This is a genomic window from Alcaligenes sp. SORT26 (genome assembly GCF_017377875.1).
GTDB lineage: Bacteria > Pseudomonadota > Gammaproteobacteria > Burkholderiales > Burkholderiaceae_B > Alcaligenes > Alcaligenes parafaecalis.
The window spans coordinates 2956930-2977167 of sequence record NZ_CP070975.1; the positions used below are offsets into that span (position 1 = coordinate 2956930).

Consider the following 20238-nt stretch of genomic DNA (forward strand, 5'->3'; position numbering starts at 1 on the left):
CACATTTATAAAGCTGAGCAAAAGCTTAGCAGTTTAACGTAGCTGGTCAGCAAACAGGGGGTTGCCTTGAAAAACAAGGCGCAGACCAGGACGGTTTTAGAAAGTGTTGCGGTCTTCGGGCGTGCGAGCGGGCACAGGATCATGCCCCCCCTTGCACCAGGGATTGCAGCGGCAGATGCGTACACCACCCAGCCATAGCCCTTTGAGCGGGCCATGAATATCAATGGCCTGCAAGGCATAGTTGGAACAACTGGGGGTAAAGCGACAGTTTCTACCGATCCAGGGACTCAGAAAAAACTGGTAAAAGCGGATCGGTGCCGAAGCCAGTTTGCGCATCATGGCCGTACCTTGGAGAACAAGGTTTCGGCCTCGGTGCGAACCAGTTGCTTTAAGGCGGTCAGCGACACCAGGGGTACTTTGCTGTGCAGCCTAAAGACATAGGCAGCATTGGGCAAGCCTTCGCGTTTGTGGCGGAAGGTTTCGCGCAAAATACGTTTGATGGTGTTGCGGGTGACGGCGCGGTTGGCAAAGCGCTTGGGGACGATCAGTCCCAAACGGGCGCCTTCGGTCTGTTGCGGGTCCTCGCCTCGGGAACGAGTGACCACGAACAAAGCCCCGCGACCTACGCGTTGTCCTTTTAATGACTGCGCGTATTCGGTGGGGCTATGTAAGCGAGCCGTAGCTGGAAAGGAGGCACGCATGATGCGTAACGTGGGAATCGGGCTTTGGACTGGATCCATCACCCTAGGCCACGCATCCCGACATGGCTTATACAGCCAGACGTTTGCGACCTTTGGCGCGACGTGCGTTCAAAACAGCGCGGCCACCGCGAGTTTTCATGCGAACGCGAAAACCGTGGGTGCGCTTGCGACGGGTAACGGAGGGTTGGTAGGTGCGTTTCATGGTGTATCCAAAAAAATGAGCCGCCAGAAATCGCAGAAAAGCTCCACCCCGACAGCGCAAAGGCTTGGGATCTGGCAACAGAAAATCGTGTTAAGCCCGTCATTTCAGCAAATTCTTTCTGTTGTGTCAATTATTTAGCCCGATATTGCGCAACTAAATTTGTTAGCCTGTGGATAACTTGGCACAGCTCAGGGTAGAATCGAGGTTTACAGAAGTGATGACCGATGAATGAATTCTGGCAGTCCTGCGTTCAGAAATTGGAGCAGGAGCTTCCCCCCCAACAAATAAGTGCGTGGATACGTCCACTGGTTCCCCTGGACTTCGATAGCGAAGCCGGGGTGTTGCGCGTTTCTGCTCCTAATCGTTTCAAACTGGATTGGGTCCGCAAGAATTTCGCCACTCGTATCGAGGAACTGGCTTCGGATTTCTACGAATGTCCCGTCACGGTTCAGTTCGAGCTGCCTTCGGCCAGCGCGGCGCCTCGTCGCGCCCTGGCCGATCGTGCGGCTCCGGCGCCTGCAGGTAGCCCGGCCGGTGAAAACCTGGCCCCGCCTGCCTCCAGCCCGGCGGCAAGCGCCGTCGTGGATGCGGTGCAGGATCGCTCTCGCCTGAATGCTGAACTGACCTTCGATAATTTCGTAACGGGTAAAGCCAACCAACTGGCACGTGCAGCGGCCTTGCAGGTGGCTGAAAACCCCGGTGTCTCCTATAACCCACTCTTTCTGTATGGCGGTGTGGGTTTGGGCAAGACCCACCTGATTCACGCGATTGGCAATGCGCTGGTCGCTAATGGCAATGGTGTGCGGGTTCGCTACGTCCATGCCGACCAGTACGTGTCGGACGTGGTCAAGGCTTACCAGCGCAAGGCGTTTGACGAGTTCAAGCGCTACTACCATTCGCTGGACTTGCTGCTGATTGACGATATTCAGTTTTTCGCTGGCAAGAACCGTACGCAGGAAGAGTTTTTCTACGCCTTTGAAGCGATGGTGGCCCAGCGCAAGCAGATCATCATCACCTCGGATACCTATCCTAAAGAGCTGGCTAATATTGATAGCCGACTGATCTCGCGCTTTGACTCCGGCCTGACCGTGGCGATTGAACCGCCCGAGCTGGAAATGCGTGTGGCGATCTTGTTGCGTAAAGCCCAGGCCGAAGGCATTGCGATGCCTGAAGAAGTGGCCTTCTTTATTGCCAAGCATTTGCGCAGCAACGTGCGCGAGCTGGAAGGGGCACTGCGCAAGGTTTCGGCCTACGCGCGTTTCCATGGCCGCGACGTTCTGACGGTGGAAGTGTGCAAGGATGCACTGAAGGATTTGCTGTCGGTCTCCAATGGGCAGATCACAGTGGAAAATATTCAGAAAACCGTGGCCGATTTTTATAAAATCAAGGTCGCGGATATGTACTCCAAGCGCCGCCCCGCCAATATTGCCATGCCGCGCCAGGTGGCTATGTATCTGGCCAAGGAACTGACCCAAAAGAGTTTGCCGGAAATTGGCGATCTTTTCGGTGGCAGGGACCACACTACGGTGCTGCACGCGGTGCGCAAAATCTCGGATGCACGCACCAAGCAAGCCGAACTGAATCACGCATTACACGTACTGGAACAAACTCTCAAAGGATGACCATGCAACTCGTTCAAGCGACCCGCGACGCATTGCTAAAGCCCTTATCCACAGTAGTTGGCATTGTGGAGCGCCGCCATACTTTGCCGATTCTGGCCAACATCCTGCTGCGTAAAAACGGCTCTGATGTCTCTTTCCTGGCAACCGACCTGGAAGTGCAGATCACCACCAACGCCGATTTTGGCGTCAGTGACGATAATGCGGCCACGACAGTCGCGGCCCGCAAGCTGCTCGACATTCTGAAAGCCCTGCCTGACTTTGGCGATGTGCGTCTGGGTCTGGACAGCGGCAAGCTGACGATTCAGTCCGGCAAGAGCCGTTTTCAGTTGCAGACTCTGGAAGCCGCTGACTTCCCCGTGCTGAACATGCCCGAACAGTGGGACGTGTCCTTGAGCCTGCCTCAGCGCACTCTCAAGCACCTGTTCAACACGGTGCACTTTGCCATGGCCCAGCAAGACATTCGCTACTACCTGAACGGTATGTTGCTGGTGTTTGAGCCCGGCCTGGTACGTACGGTTACCACCGACGGTCACCGCCTGGCGCATAATGCCACCGCGATTGAAGGTGTGCAGGAACGTCACGACATCATCGTGCCCCGCAAGACCGTGCTGGAAATGCAGCGCCTGCTGGGTGATACCGACGATCTGGTCAATATTGATGTGTCCAGCCGTCAAATCCGTTTCCGCTTTGGCGATGTGGAGCTGGTCTCCAAACTGGTGGAAGGCAAGTTCCCGGACTTTGCCCGTGTGATTCCTTCCAACTACACGCGCCACTTTGATGTCAGCCGCGAAGTGCTGCAAGGCAGCTTGCAACGTGCTGCCATTCTGACCACCGACAAACTGCGTGGCGTGCGACTGCAACTGTCGCAAAACCAGCTCAAGATTTCAGCCTCCAATGCGGAGCAGGAAGAAGCCGTTGAAGAGCTGGATATTGATTATGAACACGAAAGTCTGGACGTTGGTTTTAACGTCAGCTACTTGCTGGATGTGTTGGCCAGTATCAAGGACGAAACCGTCCGCTGGTCTGTGCAGCCCGACGCCAACGCCTCTGTGTTGATGACGCTGCCCGAGCAAGAAGAGTTCAAGTACGTGGTCATGCCGATGCGCATTTAATGCGGCATGTTCGACAGGTATGGCCCGCCGGGCCATGCCCGCTTGAAGCAGACAGGCTATTACAAGGTTTTATGCTATGACCGATCAAACCACGACCACCCAGCCAGCCGATTACGGCGCTGATTCCATCAAAATGCTCAAAGGCCTGGAGGCCGTGCGCAAGCGTCCAGGCATGTACATCGGGGACACCTCCGATGGCACCGGCCTGCACCACATGGTTTTCGAGGTGGTGGATAACGCGATTGATGAGGCGCTGGCCGGTCATTGCGACGATATCGTCGTCACCATCCACTCCGATAACAGTATCTCGGTGTGCGATAACGGCCGCGGTATTCCAACCGATATTCACAAAGATGACGAACACCAGCGCAGCGCTGCTGAAATCGTCATGACCGAACTGCATGCGGGCGGTAAGTTCGACCAGAACTCCTACAAGGTGTCTGGCGGCCTGCACGGTGTGGGTGTGTCTTGTGTGAATGCCCTGTCCGAATGGCTGTTGCTGACCATCTGGCGCAATGGCAACGAACACCAGGTCGAGTTCCGCCGTGGCGAGCGCACAGCGCCCCTGGCCGTGACTGGCAAGGCAGAAGGTCGCACCGGCACCTGCGTGCGTTACCTGGCTGACCTGGAGATTTTCAATAATATTGAATATCACCACGAAATCCTGGCCAAGCGCCTGCGCGAGCTGTCCTTCCTGAACAACGGCGTGAAGATCCGCCTGGTTGACGAAATTCAGGGCAAGGAAGAAGACTTTGCTTTCCTGGGTGGCGTCAAAGGCTTTGTGGATTTCATCAACCGCAACAAGACTCCGCTGCACCCTAACGTGTTTAGTGTGGCGACCGAGTCCAGTGCCGGTGGCACCTCCGTGTCGGTTGAAGTGGCCATGCAGTGGAACGACAGCTACGCCGAAACCGTGCTGTGTTTCACCAACAATATTCCCCAGCGTGACGGTGGCTCCCACCTGACTGGTCTGCGTGCGGCCATGACCCGCGTGCTGAACAAGTACATCGCCGACAACGAACTAGCCAAAAAAGCCAAAGTCGATACGTCCGGTGATGACATGCGCGAAGGTTTGGTCTGCGTCTTGTCGGTCAAGGTGCCTGAGCCCAAGTTCAGCAGCCAGACTAAAGACAAGCTGGTTTCCAGCGAAGTGCGTCCTGCGGTTGAAGACGCCGTCGCCCGTACGCTGGAAAGCTGGTTGCTGGAGAACCCGAACGACGCCAAAGCGCTGTGCGGCAAGATCGTGGAAGCAGCCCGTGCCCGTGAAGCGGCTCGTAAAGCCCGCGAAATGACGCGTCGCAAGAGCGTGCTGGAAGGCGCTGGCTTGCCCGGCAAGCTGGCCGACTGCCAGGAAAAAGATCCCGCCCTGTGCGAACTGTACATTGTGGAGGGTGACTCCGCAGGCGGCTCGGCCAAGCAAGGCCGAGACCGTAAGTTCCAGGCCATCTTGCCGCTGCGCGGCAAGGTGCTGAACGTAGAAAAAGCCCGTTTCGACCGTCTGATTTCCAGCGAGCAGATCACTACCCTGATCACTGCCTTGGGCACCAGCATCGGCCCGGACTTCGATATCGACAAACTGCGCTACCACCGCATCATCATCATGACTGACGCGGACGTGGACGGTGCTCACATTCGTACCCTGCTGCTGACACTGCTGTACCGTCAGATGCCCGAGCTGATCGAGCGTGGCTATGTGTACATCGCGCAGCCGCCTTTGTTCAAGGTAAAGGTTGGGCGTGAAGAGATGTACCTGAAGGACGAGGCCGAGGAAGCGGAATTCATGTTGAAGCTGGCATTGCGCGATGCAGTGCTGACGCCATCCGAAGGCGCCGCTCCTATCACAGGCGAAGCTTTGTCCGACTACGCTCATCGCTACGTGAAAGCCAAGGGTGTGATTGAGCGCCTGTCGCGTCACATGGATGGTGACGCCTTGTCGGCTTTGGCCGAAGGCGTGAAGCTGAACCTGGATACCCAGGAAGCTGCTGAACAAAGTGCACAGGAGCTGGAGAAAGTCCTGTTCGACGAAGCGACCCCTAACGTGGTTAAAGTCTTTGCCGCCTTTGACGAAGCCAGCGAATCCTGGCGCGTGGTGGTGCAACGTCTGCATCACGGCAATATCCGCGTAACCGTGTTCGATCGCAACTTCATGCGTGGTGGCGATCACCAAACCCTGGCCCGCGCTGGCGAGACCTTTGCCGGTCTGATCGGTGATGGCGCCATGGTGGCCCGCGGTGAAGGTGAGAAGCGTCGTGAAACCGCTGTGGATGACTTCCGTGAAGTCATGCAATGGCTGTTAACCGAAGCCGAACGCGGGCTTAGCAAGCAGCGCTACAAAGGTCTGGGTGAGATGAACCCCAGCCAGTTGTGGGAAACCACCATGGATCCCACTGTCCGTCGCCTGCTGCGCGTTCAGATCGCTGATGCTATCGATGCGGATCAGATCTTCACCACGCTGATGGGTGATCACGTTGAGCCTCGTCGTGCCTTTATCGAATCCCATGCCTTGCAGGCTGGGAACCTGGATATTTAAGGCTGGCGGTGCTCATAATTCCTGAAAGCTGTTCGGCTTGATGAAAACCGATTTCAGGAATTCGTGAAAAACCCTGCAGTGATGCGGATGAATAAAATGGGCTCCGGCGTTCCTGCTGGGGCTCATTTTTTTGGTGATGACTGATGAGCCTTGAGGCCAGAGGATCAGGCGTCGGCCTTGCAAGGCCCCTTGATCGCTCGTAAAGACGCTGTCAATTATTCAATAACTCTTTGTTTGGAAATGAAATGCGACTGGACAAGTTTCTTGGTGAGAGTACGGATCTGAGTCGCTCAGACGCACGTAAAGTCCTTAAAAGTGGGGAAATCACGGTTAACGGCGAGGTGGTGACCAAGGGCACCCACGTTATACAAGAGGGCGACGTAGTGCTCTGGGACGACGAGCCGCTTGCCCTGATTGGTCTGCGTTACATCATGCTCAATAAGCCCGCTGGTTACGAGTGCAGCCTTAAAAATAGCGCTTACCCGTCCGTGATGATGCTGATTGATGTGGACAAGCGTGAGCGTTTGCACACCGTTGGTCGATTGGATGTGGATACCACCGGCCTGATTTTGATTACGGATGACGGCCAGTGGACGCATCGTATTATCTCGCCCCGCCATCAGTGCGATAAGGTCTACGTGGCTACCTTGGCAGAGCCTTTGCCTGACAATGCAGAAGAACTGTTCAAGGCCGGTATCTTGTTGAATGGCGAGGACAAGCCGACGCTGCCAGCCGTGCTGGAACGCATTGATGAACGCACCGCAAGGCTGACCATTCAGGAAGGGAAATACCATCAGGTGAAGCGTATGTTTGCTTCTTTGGGGAACTTGGTTCAGACCCTGCATCGGGAGCGCATTGGCTCTCTGTCTTTGGACGCAAGTCTGGAGCCAGGAGAGTCGCGTTATTTGACCCCTGCCGAGGTGCAGCAGTTTGTCGAAGAAGGTTAAACCGTTTACCTGGCCTTGGATTCTTGCTGTGGCAAGCTAAAGGCGCATCAAACCCAGGGCTTGGGTGTCCGAGTTCTGGGGGACATCCAGTCATAAAAAAAGCGCTCAAACATATCTTGTTTGAGCGCTTTTTTATATCAGAGTCAGGCCACGCCTTATTTAAGCGCCTTGCGCATGATGCTGGTGTTGTGTTGATAGCCTAGCTGCTCATACAGAGCGATAGGGCCCAGATTATTGCTCAAGACCCCTAGCTCGATATAGTCCAACCCTCGCACTTGCGCCCACTCCTGGGCGGCCTGCATAAGCAGCTTGCCCATCCCCATTCCCCGCGCAGCCTCCGTCACGACAAGATCAATCACGTAAGCAAAGTCATGTGGTGCGATGCAGTTGTACGGCGGGGTTTTCTGCTGCTGAACAATGATAAAACCCAGTACTTGATTATCCTTCTCGGCCACAAACAAGACTGCCTGATCCGATTCAATCATGGATTTGATAAAGCTCTCGTCCTGCCGTGCTTGCAGGTAGTAGTGCGGCTGCAAATGATGCATATGGGCGAATAGCTCGGCGTACATATCTCCAATTGTGCCAATGTCAGCAAGTTGGGCGGGACGTATGGTGGGCATGGTTCGGGCTCTTGGTAAGTAATAAAAACAGAAGCGTCTTGATGGTAGGCCGGGCAGGGAGAGGTAGCAAATCTTCTGTGCAAAATACCCCTTTCAGGACAATGGGTAATTCCGTTCTATGCCAGTCCAACGCCCTTCCCAGGTCCCCTCCTCTGTGCACCTATTCCCCCTGAAAACTGCTTTTGTACATTTACCTCTATTTTTGTAAAGTATTTGTGCACGTAGTTTACGACCGTCCTTATCCTGCAAGCTTCCCTGTCATCACTCCATGTGATGTCGTCAAACCCTTGTGTTTTCTAGTGTTAAATGGATATTTAGTGGAAAACCCCAAGCTAAATTTTTTCAAAAAACTAGAGGTTTAAAGTAATATCACACTGTTTTTGAGCAAATTTTGTGTACATTTAATGCACGAAGTTTACACGGAGCACTTGAATTTACATGCAGTGCCTATAGAGGGGAGGAGTTTGATGCAGACCCGTTTCTTGCGTCATGTTTGCAGTTTTATGTTCGGGCTGGCCGCACTGGCCATCCTGGCGCTGATGATGGTGGCTTTTGCCGACGTCATGATGCGCAGCTTTGTTCGACCATTGTCTGGCGCATTTGAATTAACCGAGGTGCTGGTCGGGGTCATGGTCTTTGCCGCCCTGCCCTTTGTCACCTTGAGCGGCAAGCACGTCAAGGTGTCCTTGTTGCGTTCTTTGGTGGGGCAAAAGCCACTGGTGCAAGGCTTGTTGCGCTGGTGTAGCCGCGTGGCGACAGGTGTGTTGATGGCCTTTCTGGCGTACCACCTGTGGGCTCTGGGTGTTCAGTTTGCGCAGACCAATTCCCGCGCTGTATTTGCAGATCTGCCATTGGCGCCGTTTGCGTACTTTGCGGCGGTGATGTGCGCCTTATCCACGCTGGCCGCACTGTTCAGTGCAGACGGTGACGAGCTCGCTGAGGAAAAATAATGACTGTCGTTGTCACTGGCATGATCATCCTGATCGTGCTCATGGTCCTGGAAGTACCCATCGCGGTGGCGATGGCTTTGGTAGGTATTGGCGGCTTTGCCTATGTGGTCGATTGGGGCCCGGCAGCCTATATGGCAGCGGAAACTTCGTATCGCCTGGTTCATAACTACAACCTGTCTGTTATCCCCTTGTTCATTCTGATGGGCAATCTGGTGACGCGGGCGGATGTCTCTAAAGATCTGTTTGATCTGGCCTATCGCTTTGTGGGCCATCGTCGCGGTGGTCTGGCGATTGCAACGGTGCTGTCGGGCGGGATGTTCTCGGCCGTGTGTGGTTCCAGTTTCGCCACAACGGCGACGATGGCCCGGGTCGCTTACCCCTCCATGAAGCGTTACGGCTACGCCGATTCGCTGGCGGGTGGTGCGATTGCCTCGGCAGGGACCTTGGGCGCCATGATTCCGCCCAGCGTGCCCTTGATTGTCTATGGTGTGCTGACCAGCAATGACATCGGCAAGCTGTTTATCGCCGCGGTGTTGCCCGGTATTTTGGGCATGGTGCTGTACATAGGCGCGGTCATGGTGGCCACTCGCATGACACCCGGTCTGGCCGGTGCGGGCGAGCGCAGCTCCTGGATGGAACGACTCCGTGGCCTGAAGAGTGTCGGCTCGGTCTTGCTGCTGTTTCTGCTGGTAATTGGCGGGATTTACGGCAACTTGTTCACGCCTACCGAAGCGGCCGGTATCGGTGCAGTGGGTGCCCTGCTCATCATGATCTGGCGTCGCAAGTTCTCCTGGCAGAGCTTGATGGCTGCCTTGCGTGAAACCGCCATGACCAGTGCCGCCATCTTCGTGATTATGGTGGGCGCACAAATCTTCACCACCTTTGTGAACGTGGCTGGTTTTACCGCCCTGTTGTCTGATGCGGTGCAGCAATGGGACTTGCCGGGTTGGGGCATTTTGCTGGGCATCGTGGTGCTGTATCTGGTCTTGGGTTGCATGCTGGAAGGCATGTCCATGCTCCTGCTGACTCTGCCCATTGTTTACCCGTTGATTATCAACCTGGGCCTGGACCCGATCTGGTTCGGCATTCTGGTGGTGACCCTGATCGAAGTGGGCCTGATTACACCGCCCTTGGGGATGAACGTGTTTGTGCTCAATTCCGTGGTGCCATCCATGTCGCTCAGCACGATTTACCGGGGCGTTATCTATTTTGTATTGGCTGATCTGCTGCGCCTGGCGCTCCTGATTGGCATACCTGGCATTGCTTTGTTTCTGCCCTCATTGATGTAAGCCATTTTTTATTGAATCTGATTTTCTCGAAGGAATATGCATGATTAAGCAAGTTAGCAAATGGGTGGGGGTAGCTGCAGTCGCCCTGGCAGCCAGCACCAGCGTACAGGCACAGAACATTACGCTGCGTTTTTCCAACTGGTTGCCTCCTACCCACCCTATGGTTACCGAGATGCTCAACCCTTGGGCCAAGGATGTGGAGAAGGCAACAGAAGGCCGAGTGAAAATTCAGGTGTTGCCGCCCTTGGGCACCCCTGCCTCGCACTACGATCTGGTACGTAATGGTGTGGCGGACATGACGATTGGCGTGCACTCCTACACACCCGAGCGCTTCAAGCTGACGGAAATGGTGGAACTGCCCATGACTGCCGAGAACGCTCAGGTGAATTCGCTGGCGTACTGGCGCACGTACCAGAAGTACTTCATGGGCAAGAACGAGCACGCAGGCACCAAGCTTCTGGGCGCGTGGGTGCCCGGTTCGTATCAGTTGTGGACGGCCGCCAAGGTAGACAGTCTGGACAAGCTGGACGGCACCAAGATCCGTATTCCCGGTGTGCTGGTGGAACGTATTGCCAAGCTGCTGGGGCTGGTGTCGATCTCTTCGACCCTGACCGAAGCCTACGACCAGATCTCGCGCGGCATTATTGATGGCATGTTCCAGAACTACACCACGGTCATCGACTTCAATTTGTCCCGCTTCATGCCGAATCTGTTCCTCTTGCCCGGTGGTTTCTCGGCCTCCAGCCAATTCATGGTGGTGAACGAGCGTAGCTGGCAGCGTATCAGCGAGGCTGACCGTGCCGCGATTGATGCCTTGTCGGGCGAAGCGATGGTCAAGCGTTTTTCCGGCATCTGGCAAAAGAACAATGTGGCTGCGTTTGATCGCCTGACTGCCGAGGGCATTAAAGTCCATCGCATTGAAGGCGAACAGTTGGAAGCCATGAAGACCAAGCTGGCGGTGATTGAGCAGCAATGGTTAAGCGAAGCCAAGGGTGTCGAGGCCCAGGAAGCGCTGAATTTCTACCGCGCCGAGCTGGATCGCGTGGCGGCTGAGCTGGGTGTTTCCAAGGACTAAGCCCCTCATGTCACAGCATCTGGAAAGTGAATACAACGCCAGTTGGCATGTGCCCGACCATAAGGAGATTGTTGCCTCGTGGTCGGGGCTGGCCGAGCAGTTTCGGGCCGGTTCGTGCCATGAAGCCAATCAGCCCTATGGCCCGGAAACGCGCAATGTCATGGACATTCACTTTCCGGCTGTGGAGCGCCCGGATGCGGCGGTGCTGATGTTCATTCACGGCGGTTACTGGCAGTCCATGGATCAGCGTCGTTTCAGCCATCTGGCACAAGGCAGTGTGGATAACGGTCTGATTACGGTGTTGCCAACGTATACCCTGTGCCCACAGGCCAGTGTGGCGCAGATTATTGACGAGCTGCGCATGGCTTGCGCGGTGATCTGGCGAAGGTTCCAGCGACCTATTGTGGTGGCTGGGCATTCAGCCGGGGGCCACCTGGCTGCGTGTTTGCTGGCAACAGATTGGCCTGCTTTTGCCCCTGATTTGCCCCACGATATATTGCGTGCAGGTCTGGGCTTGTCGGGGCTCTACGATCTGGAGCCGCTGACACATATCGGTATCAATGATGCCTTGCAGTTGAATGCCGAAACCGCACGTGCTTGCAGCCCCTTGTTCTGGCCCGCGCCCATTGCTGGGCAGTCTTTTGAGGCTTGGGTGGGTGGGGATGAAACGTCGGAGTTTCATCGTCAAAGTCAGGAGCTGGCCCAGTCCTGGTCTGGCCAGGGTTTGGAGGTGGTTTACCGGGCCTTGCCGGGGACCAATCATTACAACGTGATCGCGGCTTTGGCCGATAAGGAGTCTGTCGTGTCAGAGCGTTTGCTAGCACTGGCGACAAACTGAGTTATCTCTGTCTTTGAGTAGACAAACCACTTTTTCCGGGCCTTTGGCCCGGTTTTTTTGTGCTCGCTTGATTCCCTTTAACTTTGTTCATTGTTAAGTATTCGTCTTTAAACGAAAATGAAAGAGCAAGACCGTAGCAGGTTGTATTTGACTGGCAAGAGAGAAAAGATCATGAAAAGCAGATCACATGATGAGGCGATGGCCGAGTTGTATCGCGGTGATCCGGCCTTGGCATTAGAGACCATTAATCAGATTCTGGAGGACGGGGATCAAGCGGAGCTGCTGATCGTACTACGCCAATTAGCACAGGCTTTTGGCGGGGTGCAGGCGGTTGCCGAGCAGGCGCAGTTAAATCCGACGCAGCTCTACAGGACGCTATCTCCCAAGGGGAATCCGGCGTTGAGCAGTTTGACGGCCATTTTGAAGGCAATGGGTCTGCGTCTGGCGGTACAGCCTTTGTAGTCATCCAGATGACCGTGGTTTAGCATGGCACTTCTAGCCTACGGGCTTACTTTATTTGAACGCATCCATGACTGAAAATACCCCCGATACATGCCCTGTTTACAAGGCAGCCTGTCATTGTGGAACCGTGCGTTTTACGGTAAAGCTGACTGATGGCCTGCGTTCGGCGCGCCGTTGCAATTGCTCGTATTGCCGTATGCGTGGCGCTGTGGCGGTCTCGGCTGATCTGGCTGATATTCAGGTTGAGCATGGCCAGGATGCGTTGGCGCTTTATCAATTCAACACCGGGCAGGCCAAGCATTATTTCTGTTCGCGCTGCGGTATCTACACTTTCCATCAACGTCGCTCCAAGCCGGAGCAGTATGGCGTGAATGTGGCCTGCATTGAGGGCATGAGCCCCTTCGACTTCGCGGAGGTGCCGGTTAATGAAGGTGGCAGTCATCCCAAGGATCGTCCCGGTGGTGCCAGCCTGATCGCCGGTTGGTTGCGTTATCAGGCCAATCCTGAGATGCAGGACGACTGATCGTTCTTGTGTCCCCGTGTGGATGCCACCCGTAAAAAAACGCCCCTTACGACAAGTGTAGAGGGGCGTATAAAAAGAGATAACGCGGAACAGAATCGCGCATCTACGGAAAAACAATGCAGGCTGTCACGGGGATTCCCCGTGACTTCAAGCGACGCCCCCGCAGGGGCAGACTTTGCTTAGAACTTGTGGTTAAAGGCTACGTACAACTGTGTGGCGCGCGCGTCTGGCAGGAAGGTCAGGTTCTGTGCATAACCGCCGTACACGTACACCATGGTGCGCTTGGACAGGTCGTATTGATAACCCACCGAGTACACGTGCTGACGCTTGGTTTGCGCATTGGGACCGGTAATGCTTTCGGGCAGGGAGCGTGGATCAGCCATGTTCCAGCCCAGCGAGAAGCGGCCTCCGGCCAATGGGGTGGTTACCCCAAAGGAGTAGGAGTTGATGCGCAGACCCGGTACGGCGGCAAAGGACGGCAGTGGGTTGGTGACGTTGCTCAGGCCAAAGACCTGGGTGGCAAACAGACCATCACGAGTCTGACCGATACCGGCAAACACTTTGACGACTTCAAAGTCATAGCTGGCGGCACCCGCCCAGGCGCTGACGCGAGTGGAGTCGGCGGCAGGACGTGCACCGCTGGCAGACTGCTTGCTGATGTGCAATTGGTCGTAAACCAGGGCTGCACTCAAGGGGCCGTTGTTGTAGCGCAAGCCCGTGGTGACGGCGCGGATATTGCTGTCCTTGGTGTTGGTGCCGTCAGGGCGTTCGCTATCCCACTGCTGTTTGCCGTTGATATTGAAGGAATAGCCAATACCAAACTGGAAACCGTTCAGTGTGGGGGACTGGTACTGGATCTGGTTGTCGTAGCGCACTGTGTTGGCCACGCTAAAGGTCGAACCAAAGCCTACAATCCCGCCGCCGCCGCCCAAGGGGTGCGCCATGCTGAAGTATTCGGTAGGCATATTGTTCTTCAGACCGAAGTCGATCTGGCCCCAATCATCGCCTGCCAAGCCCAGTGTGGCCTGACGTCCAAACAGACGGCCGCCTTGAATGGATTGACCAGTGGGTACGTCAAAGCCACTTTCCAGCACAAACTTGGCATGCAGGCCGTTGCCCAGATCTTCGGAGCCACGGATACCCCAGCGGCTACCAAAGTGCACACCGCTATTGGGTCCCAGACGCGAGGTCTTGAACTCGGTGGCATCGGTTCGGTCACGGCTGTAGCTGCTATTGCCTTTGTTCATGTCGTAGCCAACGCCGGTGTCCAGAATCCCGTACAGGGTGACGGATGCGTGGGCGGCCGAGCTGGCCATCAGCAAAAACAGGGCCGTGCTGACAGCGGTTTTATTTCTTGTTTTCAATTCCTCTTCTCCTTCGTGGTAGATAAAAAAAGCGTGCAGCAATCCCCCTACCGCCGGTGATGCAGTAAGAAACGGGCGCAACAAAGCAGGCAGGGCGATAAAGCCTGCGTGGTGTGTGCCAGCGAAGGGGGTAAGGGGGCGAGTGCCAGGGGCACCCGCAATAGGGGTCTTAGATCAGTTCAAGATCGACCAGGGTTTGGCGTATCAGTTCTATCTCGCTGTCCTCGACCTCCAGAATGGGGCGGCGTACGTAGGGCTGCACGGGTACGCCGCGCATCTTGAATGCAACTTTCAGCACCGAGGGTGAAGAGCCGTAGCGGCCGATCAGCTCGGGGGTGTACCAACGCTGCAAAATTTGTATGTCTTTCTGGCCGCAGGCGCGGGCAGCGTCTATATCGCCGCGCCAGATGTGGTTGTAGAAGTCCGGCTGATAGCGGCCCAGCACGCCACCGGCACCAATCGTGCCGTCGCCATCCACACTTTGCAGCAGGGACAGGCCGTGCTCATCCATACGGAAGCCGTACACACGTACTTTGTCTTTCAGGCGGAACAGTGTCTTGATGAACTGTTCAATGCTTGGGCTGGATTGCTTGATGCCGACGACACCATCGATATCCGTCAACTGTTCCAGCAAATCTACAGACAGGTCGATCCCGGTCCCGGCAGGCCAGTTGTAAATGACGATAGGCAGGGTGATTTCTTTGGCGATCTGCTGGTAAAAGGCCAGAATTTCCTTGTCGTTGGGGCGTACATACGGGGGCGGTGCAATCACGACCCCTTCATAACCCAGTGCCTGGGCCTGCTGAGCAAGGGCGACAACTTCAGCGGGCGTGTAGCCGGTACAACCTGCCAACAACGGTAGCTTGCCGCGCATGGCATCGGCACTGGCGCGGAACAGGTCGACCCGCTCCTGGTTGGACAGGCTGGTCCATTCGCTAGTGGTGCCGCCTACAAACAAACCGTGCATGCCCTCGGCATGTAGCCATTCCAGCATGCTGTGCAATGCCGGTACATCCAACTGTCGTGCTTGATCAAAAGGAGTGATGGTGGTCGGGATATAGCCCTTCCAGTTCACCCTGTGTTTCTTACTCATGTGTGTCACTTGTATGGATTAAAGAAAGGGGGCTGTGGTTCAAGGCAGACGCGCTGTGGCTTCGATCTCGACCAGCATGTCTGGCAAGGCCAGATTGGCGACCCCCAGCAAGGTGTTGGCAGCCGGTTCGGCGCCTTCATAGAACTCGTTGATCAGTGCGCAGATCGGACCCAATTCTTCAGGCGTGTGGCCGACCAGATAGGTGCGCAAACGCACGACATCGCGTGGGCTGGCACCGGCCTCTTTCAGAACGGTTTTCAGGTTCTGCAAAGCCTGACGGGTTTGTGCGATGCGATCGCCTGCGCCCACTAACTGCCCTTCACCATTCCAGGCGACTTGCCCGGCCAGATGCACGGTGTGGCTGTTGTCCTGCACGACAGCGTGCGAGAAGCCAAAGTTGGTGCTGTTGTAGAGCGACGCCGGATTTACGCATTCACGGCCCTGGGGGGCGTTCAAGGCTTGGCTGCGTTGAACCAGCTCGAAAATATTGCCCCAGGGGTCAGTGAAGTACTGGAATTGGGCGCCAGCGGTCGGGCCGGAATCAAAAGCGATACGGTCCAATACTGTGCAGCCATGCTGTTCAAGCTGTGCAACAGCCTGATCCAGATCGGCCACCAGGAAACCCAGGTGGTGTGCACCCACATGGTTGGATTTCAAGGCGCGTTGGGTGTCGCTGGCAGGCTGGTCGTAGGCAAACAGTTCAATGTGAAAGCCGTTGGGCAGCACCATGAAGGCCAGTTCCAGCTTGGCATCAGGCACATCCAGGTGCGCATGGGTCCAGTCTTTGCCTTGGGCGGAGCGGGGCAGATCCGCGCTATTGATAGGCCCTAGACGGTAGAGCTGGCGCGCTCCGAACAGGCGCTCATAAAAGGCGATGGCGGCATCCAGGTCCGGTACTGTCCAGGCGGCGTGATCAATTTGTTCAATAGCCAATGGCAAAACAGGCGATGTCATGGAGTCTCCGTTTATGCCCTTGCAGGGGCTGTATACAAGATTGTGCAATAATACTGCACATAATTTACGGATCAATAATACTTTAGGCCTGTAGTTTTTTGTTGAAAAACCAGACTACGTATTTTCCCTAGGTAAATTATTGTTTATAAACAATAGCTTGTGATTTGTATTTACGGAGTGGATATCGATGCGGCGTGTAAAGTGCTTGTGCACACGTGTAAAGTCTGGAAAAATTCAGCACTGAAACTGCACGGTTTGTGCAGTTTCAGAACATGCATTTGCACACCATTAGGCTGCCTCTCTTACCCTATAATTCGTGAAGTTCGGCTACACATAACTACACGAACATAGGACTTCAGAATGATAGGCAAACGACTTCATGAGCTGCGCGTAGCTAAGGGCCTGTCCCTGCGTGAATTGGGGCAAATGGTCAAGCTCTCGCCCACGCTGCTCAGCCAGGTAGAACGCGGTGTCACCACACCCAGTTTGACGACCCTGCGCAAGCTCAGCGGGATCTTTGGGGAATCCATGTCTTCCTTGTTCATGGACTCCAGCAAAGGTCCCTCTGTGTGGATCAGCCGCCCGGGCGAGCGCATGTTGTTGCGCGGCCCACGTGGCGGTGTCGTCTATGAGAGGCTGACGCGTGGCAATGGCGAGATGGAAGTGTTCCGGGCTGTTTACGAAGTGGGTCAACAGTCCATGGACGATATGTCGCACCCGTCCCTGGAGAGCGTGTACGTAGTCCGGGGTGTCATTACTGCAGAGATTGATAAGGTAAGTTTTGACGTCAAAGCTGGCGAAAACATCAGCTTTGATGCACGCCAAAGCCACCGTTACCTGAACCGGGGGACGGAGGAGGCTGAAATCATCATGTCGATTACCCCGCCTGTCCCCTAAATTGTCTTGATCCGGGGTGAAGGGTGTACCGCATTCCTACACTATGAGCCCCAACCCAGATCCTCTTCTTCCCCCTTTCGCTTGCCCCTCTGGCACCCTGCCCGCCCGGACCGATGTCCTGATTGTTGGCGGTGGGCTGCTGGGCTGTGCCGCCGCGTATTACTTGAGCCTGGCGGGCGTGTCCGTCACCCTGGTCGAACAAGGCGAGTTAAGCCTGCAAGCCTCCAGCCAGAACGCGGGCAGCCTGCATTTCCAGATGGAATACCGCATGATCGAGGCGGGACTGGAAGCCAGCACACGTGCCTTGCAAGCCATGCCCTTGCATGTGGATGCCATTGCCCGCTGGCGCGCTCTGGAAGATCAACTGGGAATGTCGGTAGGGGTACGCCAGAAAGGCGGCTTCATGCTGGCGGAAACGGCACAGCAAGCCCAGGTTCTGGAACAGAAAAGCCGCCTGGAGAATCAGGCTGGCCTGACGGTCGAGCTACTGGACCGCTCCGCCTTGCAAGCGAAAGCGCCCTATTTGTCAGATTCCGTATTGATGGCGGCATTTTGTGCTGATGAAGGTAAGGCCGACCCGCGTCGCGCCAGCCTGGCCTTGGCTGCTGCCGCCCGTGCGCGGGGTGCCCGCATTGTCAGTCAATGCCCCGTGGTGGATTTGAAGCGTGTGGGCTCGGACTGGCAGGCGGAGGTCGCAGGTGGTGCTCAATGTCGTAGCGCACAAGTGCTGATTGCTGCTGGTGTCTGGTCTGGACGCATCGCCCAAATGACAGGTGCACAACTGCCTGTCAGCCCTATTGCCTTGACCATGACCGCCACGGCGCGCACAGCGCCCTTCATGGACTATCTGTTCCAGCATGTCGGTCGGCGGCTGTCCTTGAAACAAACGGCTGAAGGGACGGTCTTGATTGGTGGCGGCTGGCCCTCGAAATTGCATCATCACAAGGGCATTGCGGATCTGGAACGCAAGCCCAGCATCTGCCTGGAATCACTTCAGCGCAGCGTCCAAACCGCTTATAGCGTGGTGCCCAAACTGGCTACCCTTCCCGTGCTGCGCACCTGGACGGGGGTGACGGCCCTGGTTGCGGACCAATTGCCTTTGCTGGGCCAGGTGCCGCATCGGCCCGGCTTGTTCATTGCCACTGGCGGCGCCGCTTTTACCTTGGGTTTGACCTACGCCCATCTGTTGGTGGCCCAGATGCTGGGCCAAGCGACCAGCCTGGATATTTCGGCTTACGACCCTGACCGTTTTAGGAGTTTGACCTTTGCCTGATGCACAACGCTTGCTGCAAAAACGGCAGCGCTTCGAGCCTGCTGTGGTGATTATCAATGGTCAGGAGACCCCCTGCTATGCGGGTGAAACCGTGGCGACCGTCTTGCTGGCGGCCGGGGTGGGCGCCTTTCGTCGCACCGCCGGTGGCGCACCGCGCCGCCCGGTCTGCAATATGGGTGTGTGCTTTGACTGCATTGTGACGATTGATGGCATGCAGGGATTGCGTAGCTGCATGACGACGGTGCGTAGTGGCATGCAGATCGAGGTGGCTGACCATGTCTGATGTTCTGGATTTGCTGATTGTCGGGGCAGGCCCGGCCGGATTGTCGGCGGCCCGTATCGCCAGTGAGCAGGGCTTGACCGTGGCCGTGGTGGACGAGCAGCCCCGTTTTGGCGGACAGGTGTTCCGGCAGGCTCCCGAGGAGTTTGCGGCAGCGGACCCGGATTCCATGCACACCTATCCCTTCTCGCAGGGGCTGTTTCAGTGGGCGCGTCGCACTAGCGCCGTGCAGTGGCACTTCAGCACCCTGGTCTGGGGGATTTTTGACGATACGCAGGACGAGCACCAGCGTCAGGTTGGGATAGCCGGTCCGAATGGTGCCAGCTTGTTGAAGGCTCGCCGGGTCCTGATTGCGGCAGGCGCCTATGATTTACCCGTGGCCTTTCCGGGCTGGACCTTGCCGGGCGTGCTGAGCGCCGGTGGGGTGCAAACCATGATCAAGAGCCAAAGCCTGATGCCGGGCCAGCGTTTCCTGCTGGTGGGCGGCCATCCCTTGCTGCTTTTGGTCGCTGAATTATTGCTTGATGCGGGTGCACAGATTGCTGAAGTGGCCATCGCCCGCAGCTTGCCCTCCATGAAGGAAATGCTGCGGGCAACCCAGGCATTGCCAGGGCAATCCAGGCTTGTTAAACAACTGCTCGCCATTTTGCTGAAACTGCGCCGTCACGGTGTGCCTTTGCGCTTTGGGGCAGGCCTTGAGTGCGTGCACGGCGAGGAGTCCGTGCAGGCAGCAACCTTGTGCAAGCTGGATCAGAACTGGAAGGCCATTCCCGAGACGCAACGGCGTGTGGAAGTGGATACGGTGGTGGTGGGGTATGGCTTGCTGGCCAGCACCGAGCTGGCGCGTCAGGCAGGCTGTGCCGTGCAGTGGGACAGCGCCGCCGGGGGCTGGTTGGTCAAGCACGATGACAGACTGCACAGTTCTCAGCCCGGTGTGATGGTGGCTGGGGAGCAGACCGGGATTGCGGGCGCATTCAATGCCCATCTACAAGGCGAGCTGGCCGCTTGGCAGTGCGTGCTGGAGCTGACTGAACAGGCTTGTGAACCTATCGAGCAAACCCTGTCGGGTTTGATGGCACGTTTGAAGCGCAACCGCCGGTTTACGGATACGGTCATCGCGCTGTCTGCTCCCAAGCTGGACGCGCTGGCCCAACGCATTACGCCGGAGACGGTGGTGTGTCGCTGCGAAGAAGTGACGGCTCAGGAAGTGAACCAGTTTCTGGATGCGCATCCTTACGTGACGGATATCAACAGCATCAAACTGGCGTGCCGTACAGGCATGGGAATGTGCCAGGGACGCTATTGTCAGCACACGGTGGCGCAAATGCTGGCTAGCCGCTTGGGCTGTGGGGTGGATCAGGTGGGTATTTATAAAGCCCAGGCACCGGTCAAGCCTGTGCCGGTGATTGCCTTGGCGAATATGGAGTGAAACCGTCGCTTGAGGGGGTATAGATTAGCTGCAAAGCTTGCACTAGCTAAAACGCCCCTTGTGAGGGGCGTTTT

Annotated in this window: 21 protein-coding genes; 14 read left to right on the top strand and 7 right to left on the bottom strand. The window is 56.2% G+C overall.

Annotated elements, in window-relative coordinates; all coding sequences use genetic code 11:
- Positions 1-96 precede the first annotated feature (96 nt).
- The 3 genes from yidD to rpmH all read right to left on the bottom strand — a co-directional run bounded on the left by yidD (position 97) and on the right by rpmH (position 903).
- The gene (yidD, locus tag JYG33_RS13510) at positions 97-339 is read right to left on the bottom strand and encodes a membrane protein insertion efficiency factor YidD (RefSeq protein ID WP_035269485.1); all 243 of its coding nucleotides are present in this window, start codon (positions 337-339) and stop codon (positions 97-99) included.
- A complete protein-coding gene (gene rnpA, locus JYG33_RS13515) occupies positions 336-704 on the bottom strand; it encodes a ribonuclease P protein component (RefSeq protein WP_207875862.1) in 369 nt (122 codons plus the stop codon). The genes yidD and rnpA overlap by 4 nt, the downstream gene beginning before the upstream one ends.
- Before the next feature lie 64 nt (positions 705-768).
- A complete protein-coding gene (rpmH, locus tag JYG33_RS13520) occupies positions 769-903 on the bottom strand; it encodes a 50S ribosomal protein L34 (RefSeq protein WP_003800771.1) in 135 nt (44 codons plus the stop codon).
- 224 nt (positions 904-1127) lie between these two features.
- Between rpmH and dnaA the strand changes: the two genes are divergently transcribed.
- From dnaA to JYG33_RS13540, 4 genes are all read left to right on the top strand, one after another.
- Positions 1128-2525, top strand: a complete 1398-nt coding sequence (gene dnaA / locus JYG33_RS13525) for a chromosomal replication initiator protein DnaA (RefSeq protein ID WP_207872697.1) — start codon at positions 1128-1130, stop codon at positions 2523-2525.
- Positions 2526-2527: 2 nt separating this feature from the next.
- Positions 2528-3637: a DNA polymerase III subunit beta gene (gene dnaN, locus JYG33_RS13530; protein WP_207872698.1), complete on the top strand. Its 1110-nt coding sequence runs from the start codon at positions 2528-2530 to the stop codon at positions 3635-3637.
- Between the two features lie 76 nt (positions 3638-3713).
- Positions 3714-6167 carry a DNA topoisomerase (ATP-hydrolyzing) subunit B gene (gyrB, locus tag JYG33_RS13535; protein WP_207872699.1) on the top strand — a complete coding sequence of 818 codons (2454 nt, stop codon included), beginning with the start codon at positions 3714-3716 and terminating at the stop codon, positions 6165-6167.
- A gap of 245 nt (positions 6168-6412) precedes the next feature.
- Entirely contained in the window at positions 6413-7114 is a 702-nt protein-coding gene (locus JYG33_RS13540) for a pseudouridine synthase (RefSeq protein WP_207872700.1), read from the top strand.
- Between the two features lie 155 nt (positions 7115-7269).
- Here JYG33_RS13540 and JYG33_RS13545 read toward each other — a convergent pair whose 3' ends face one another.
- On the bottom strand, positions 7270-7737 hold the full coding sequence (locus tag JYG33_RS13545) for a GNAT family N-acetyltransferase (RefSeq protein WP_207872701.1): 468 nt from the start codon (positions 7735-7737) through the stop codon (positions 7270-7272).
- A gap of 467 nt (positions 7738-8204) precedes the next feature.
- Here JYG33_RS13545 and JYG33_RS13550 point away from each other — a divergent pair, with 467 nt between their 5' ends.
- From JYG33_RS13550 to JYG33_RS13575, 6 genes are all read left to right on the top strand, one after another.
- Entirely contained in the window at positions 8205-8687 is a 483-nt protein-coding gene (locus JYG33_RS13550; RefSeq protein WP_207872702.1) for a TRAP transporter small permease, read from the top strand.
- Entirely contained in the window at positions 8687-9976 is a 1290-nt protein-coding gene (locus JYG33_RS13555) for a TRAP transporter large permease (RefSeq protein ID WP_207872703.1), read from the top strand. Before JYG33_RS13550 ends, JYG33_RS13555 begins: the two co-directional genes overlap by 1 nt.
- A gap of 40 nt (positions 9977-10016) precedes the next feature.
- Positions 10017-11051 (top strand): TRAP transporter substrate-binding protein, encoded by a 1035-nt coding sequence (locus JYG33_RS13560; protein ID WP_207872704.1) that lies wholly within the window; start codon positions 10017-10019, stop codon positions 11049-11051.
- Between the two features lie 7 nt (positions 11052-11058).
- Positions 11059-11889, top strand: coding sequence for an alpha/beta hydrolase (locus JYG33_RS13565; RefSeq protein ID WP_207872705.1), 831 nt, complete (start codon positions 11059-11061; stop codon positions 11887-11889).
- Positions 11890-12060: 171 nt separating this feature from the next.
- Entirely contained in the window at positions 12061-12351 is a 291-nt protein-coding gene (locus JYG33_RS13570; protein ID WP_207872706.1) for an addiction module antidote protein, read from the top strand.
- A gap of 67 nt (positions 12352-12418) precedes the next feature.
- Positions 12419-12874: a GFA family protein gene (locus tag JYG33_RS13575; protein WP_207872707.1), complete on the top strand. Its 456-nt coding sequence runs from the start codon at positions 12419-12421 to the stop codon at positions 12872-12874.
- A gap of 179 nt (positions 12875-13053) precedes the next feature.
- Here the strand turns inward: JYG33_RS13575 and JYG33_RS13580 are convergent, their stop codons facing one another.
- From JYG33_RS13580 to JYG33_RS18680, 3 genes are all read right to left on the bottom strand, one after another.
- Positions 13054-14238 carry a porin gene (locus JYG33_RS13580; RefSeq protein ID WP_207872708.1) on the bottom strand — a complete coding sequence of 395 codons (1185 nt, stop codon included), beginning with the start codon at positions 14236-14238 and terminating at the stop codon, positions 13054-13056.
- 169 nt (positions 14239-14407) lie between these two features.
- Entirely contained in the window at positions 14408-15331 is a 924-nt protein-coding gene (locus JYG33_RS13585; RefSeq protein WP_207872709.1) for a dihydrodipicolinate synthase family protein, read from the bottom strand.
- A 39-nt stretch (positions 15332-15370) separates the two neighbouring features.
- Entirely contained in the window at positions 15371-16285 is a 915-nt protein-coding gene (locus tag JYG33_RS18680) for a Rid family hydrolase (RefSeq protein WP_243430181.1), read from the bottom strand.
- A gap of 360 nt (positions 16286-16645) precedes the next feature.
- Here JYG33_RS18680 and JYG33_RS13600 point away from each other — a divergent pair, with 360 nt between their 5' ends.
- The 4 genes from JYG33_RS13600 to JYG33_RS13615 are packed head-to-tail and all read left to right on the top strand — an operon-like array spanning position 16646 to position 20164.
- On the top strand, positions 16646-17182 hold the full coding sequence (locus JYG33_RS13600) for an XRE family transcriptional regulator (RefSeq protein ID WP_207872710.1): 537 nt from the start codon (positions 16646-16648) through the stop codon (positions 17180-17182).
- A 43-nt stretch (positions 17183-17225) separates the two neighbouring features.
- A complete protein-coding gene (locus JYG33_RS13605) occupies positions 17226-18455 on the top strand; it encodes an FAD-binding oxidoreductase (protein WP_207872711.1) in 1230 nt (409 codons plus the stop codon).
- Entirely contained in the window at positions 18448-18738 is a 291-nt protein-coding gene (locus tag JYG33_RS13610) for a (2Fe-2S)-binding protein (RefSeq protein ID WP_207872712.1), read from the top strand. Before JYG33_RS13605 ends, JYG33_RS13610 begins: the two co-directional genes overlap by 8 nt.
- Positions 18731-20164, top strand: a complete 1434-nt coding sequence (locus tag JYG33_RS13615; RefSeq protein WP_207872713.1) for an NAD(P)/FAD-dependent oxidoreductase — start codon at positions 18731-18733, stop codon at positions 20162-20164. The genes JYG33_RS13610 and JYG33_RS13615 overlap by 8 nt, the downstream gene beginning before the upstream one ends.
- Positions 20165-20238: the final 74 nt, after the last annotated feature.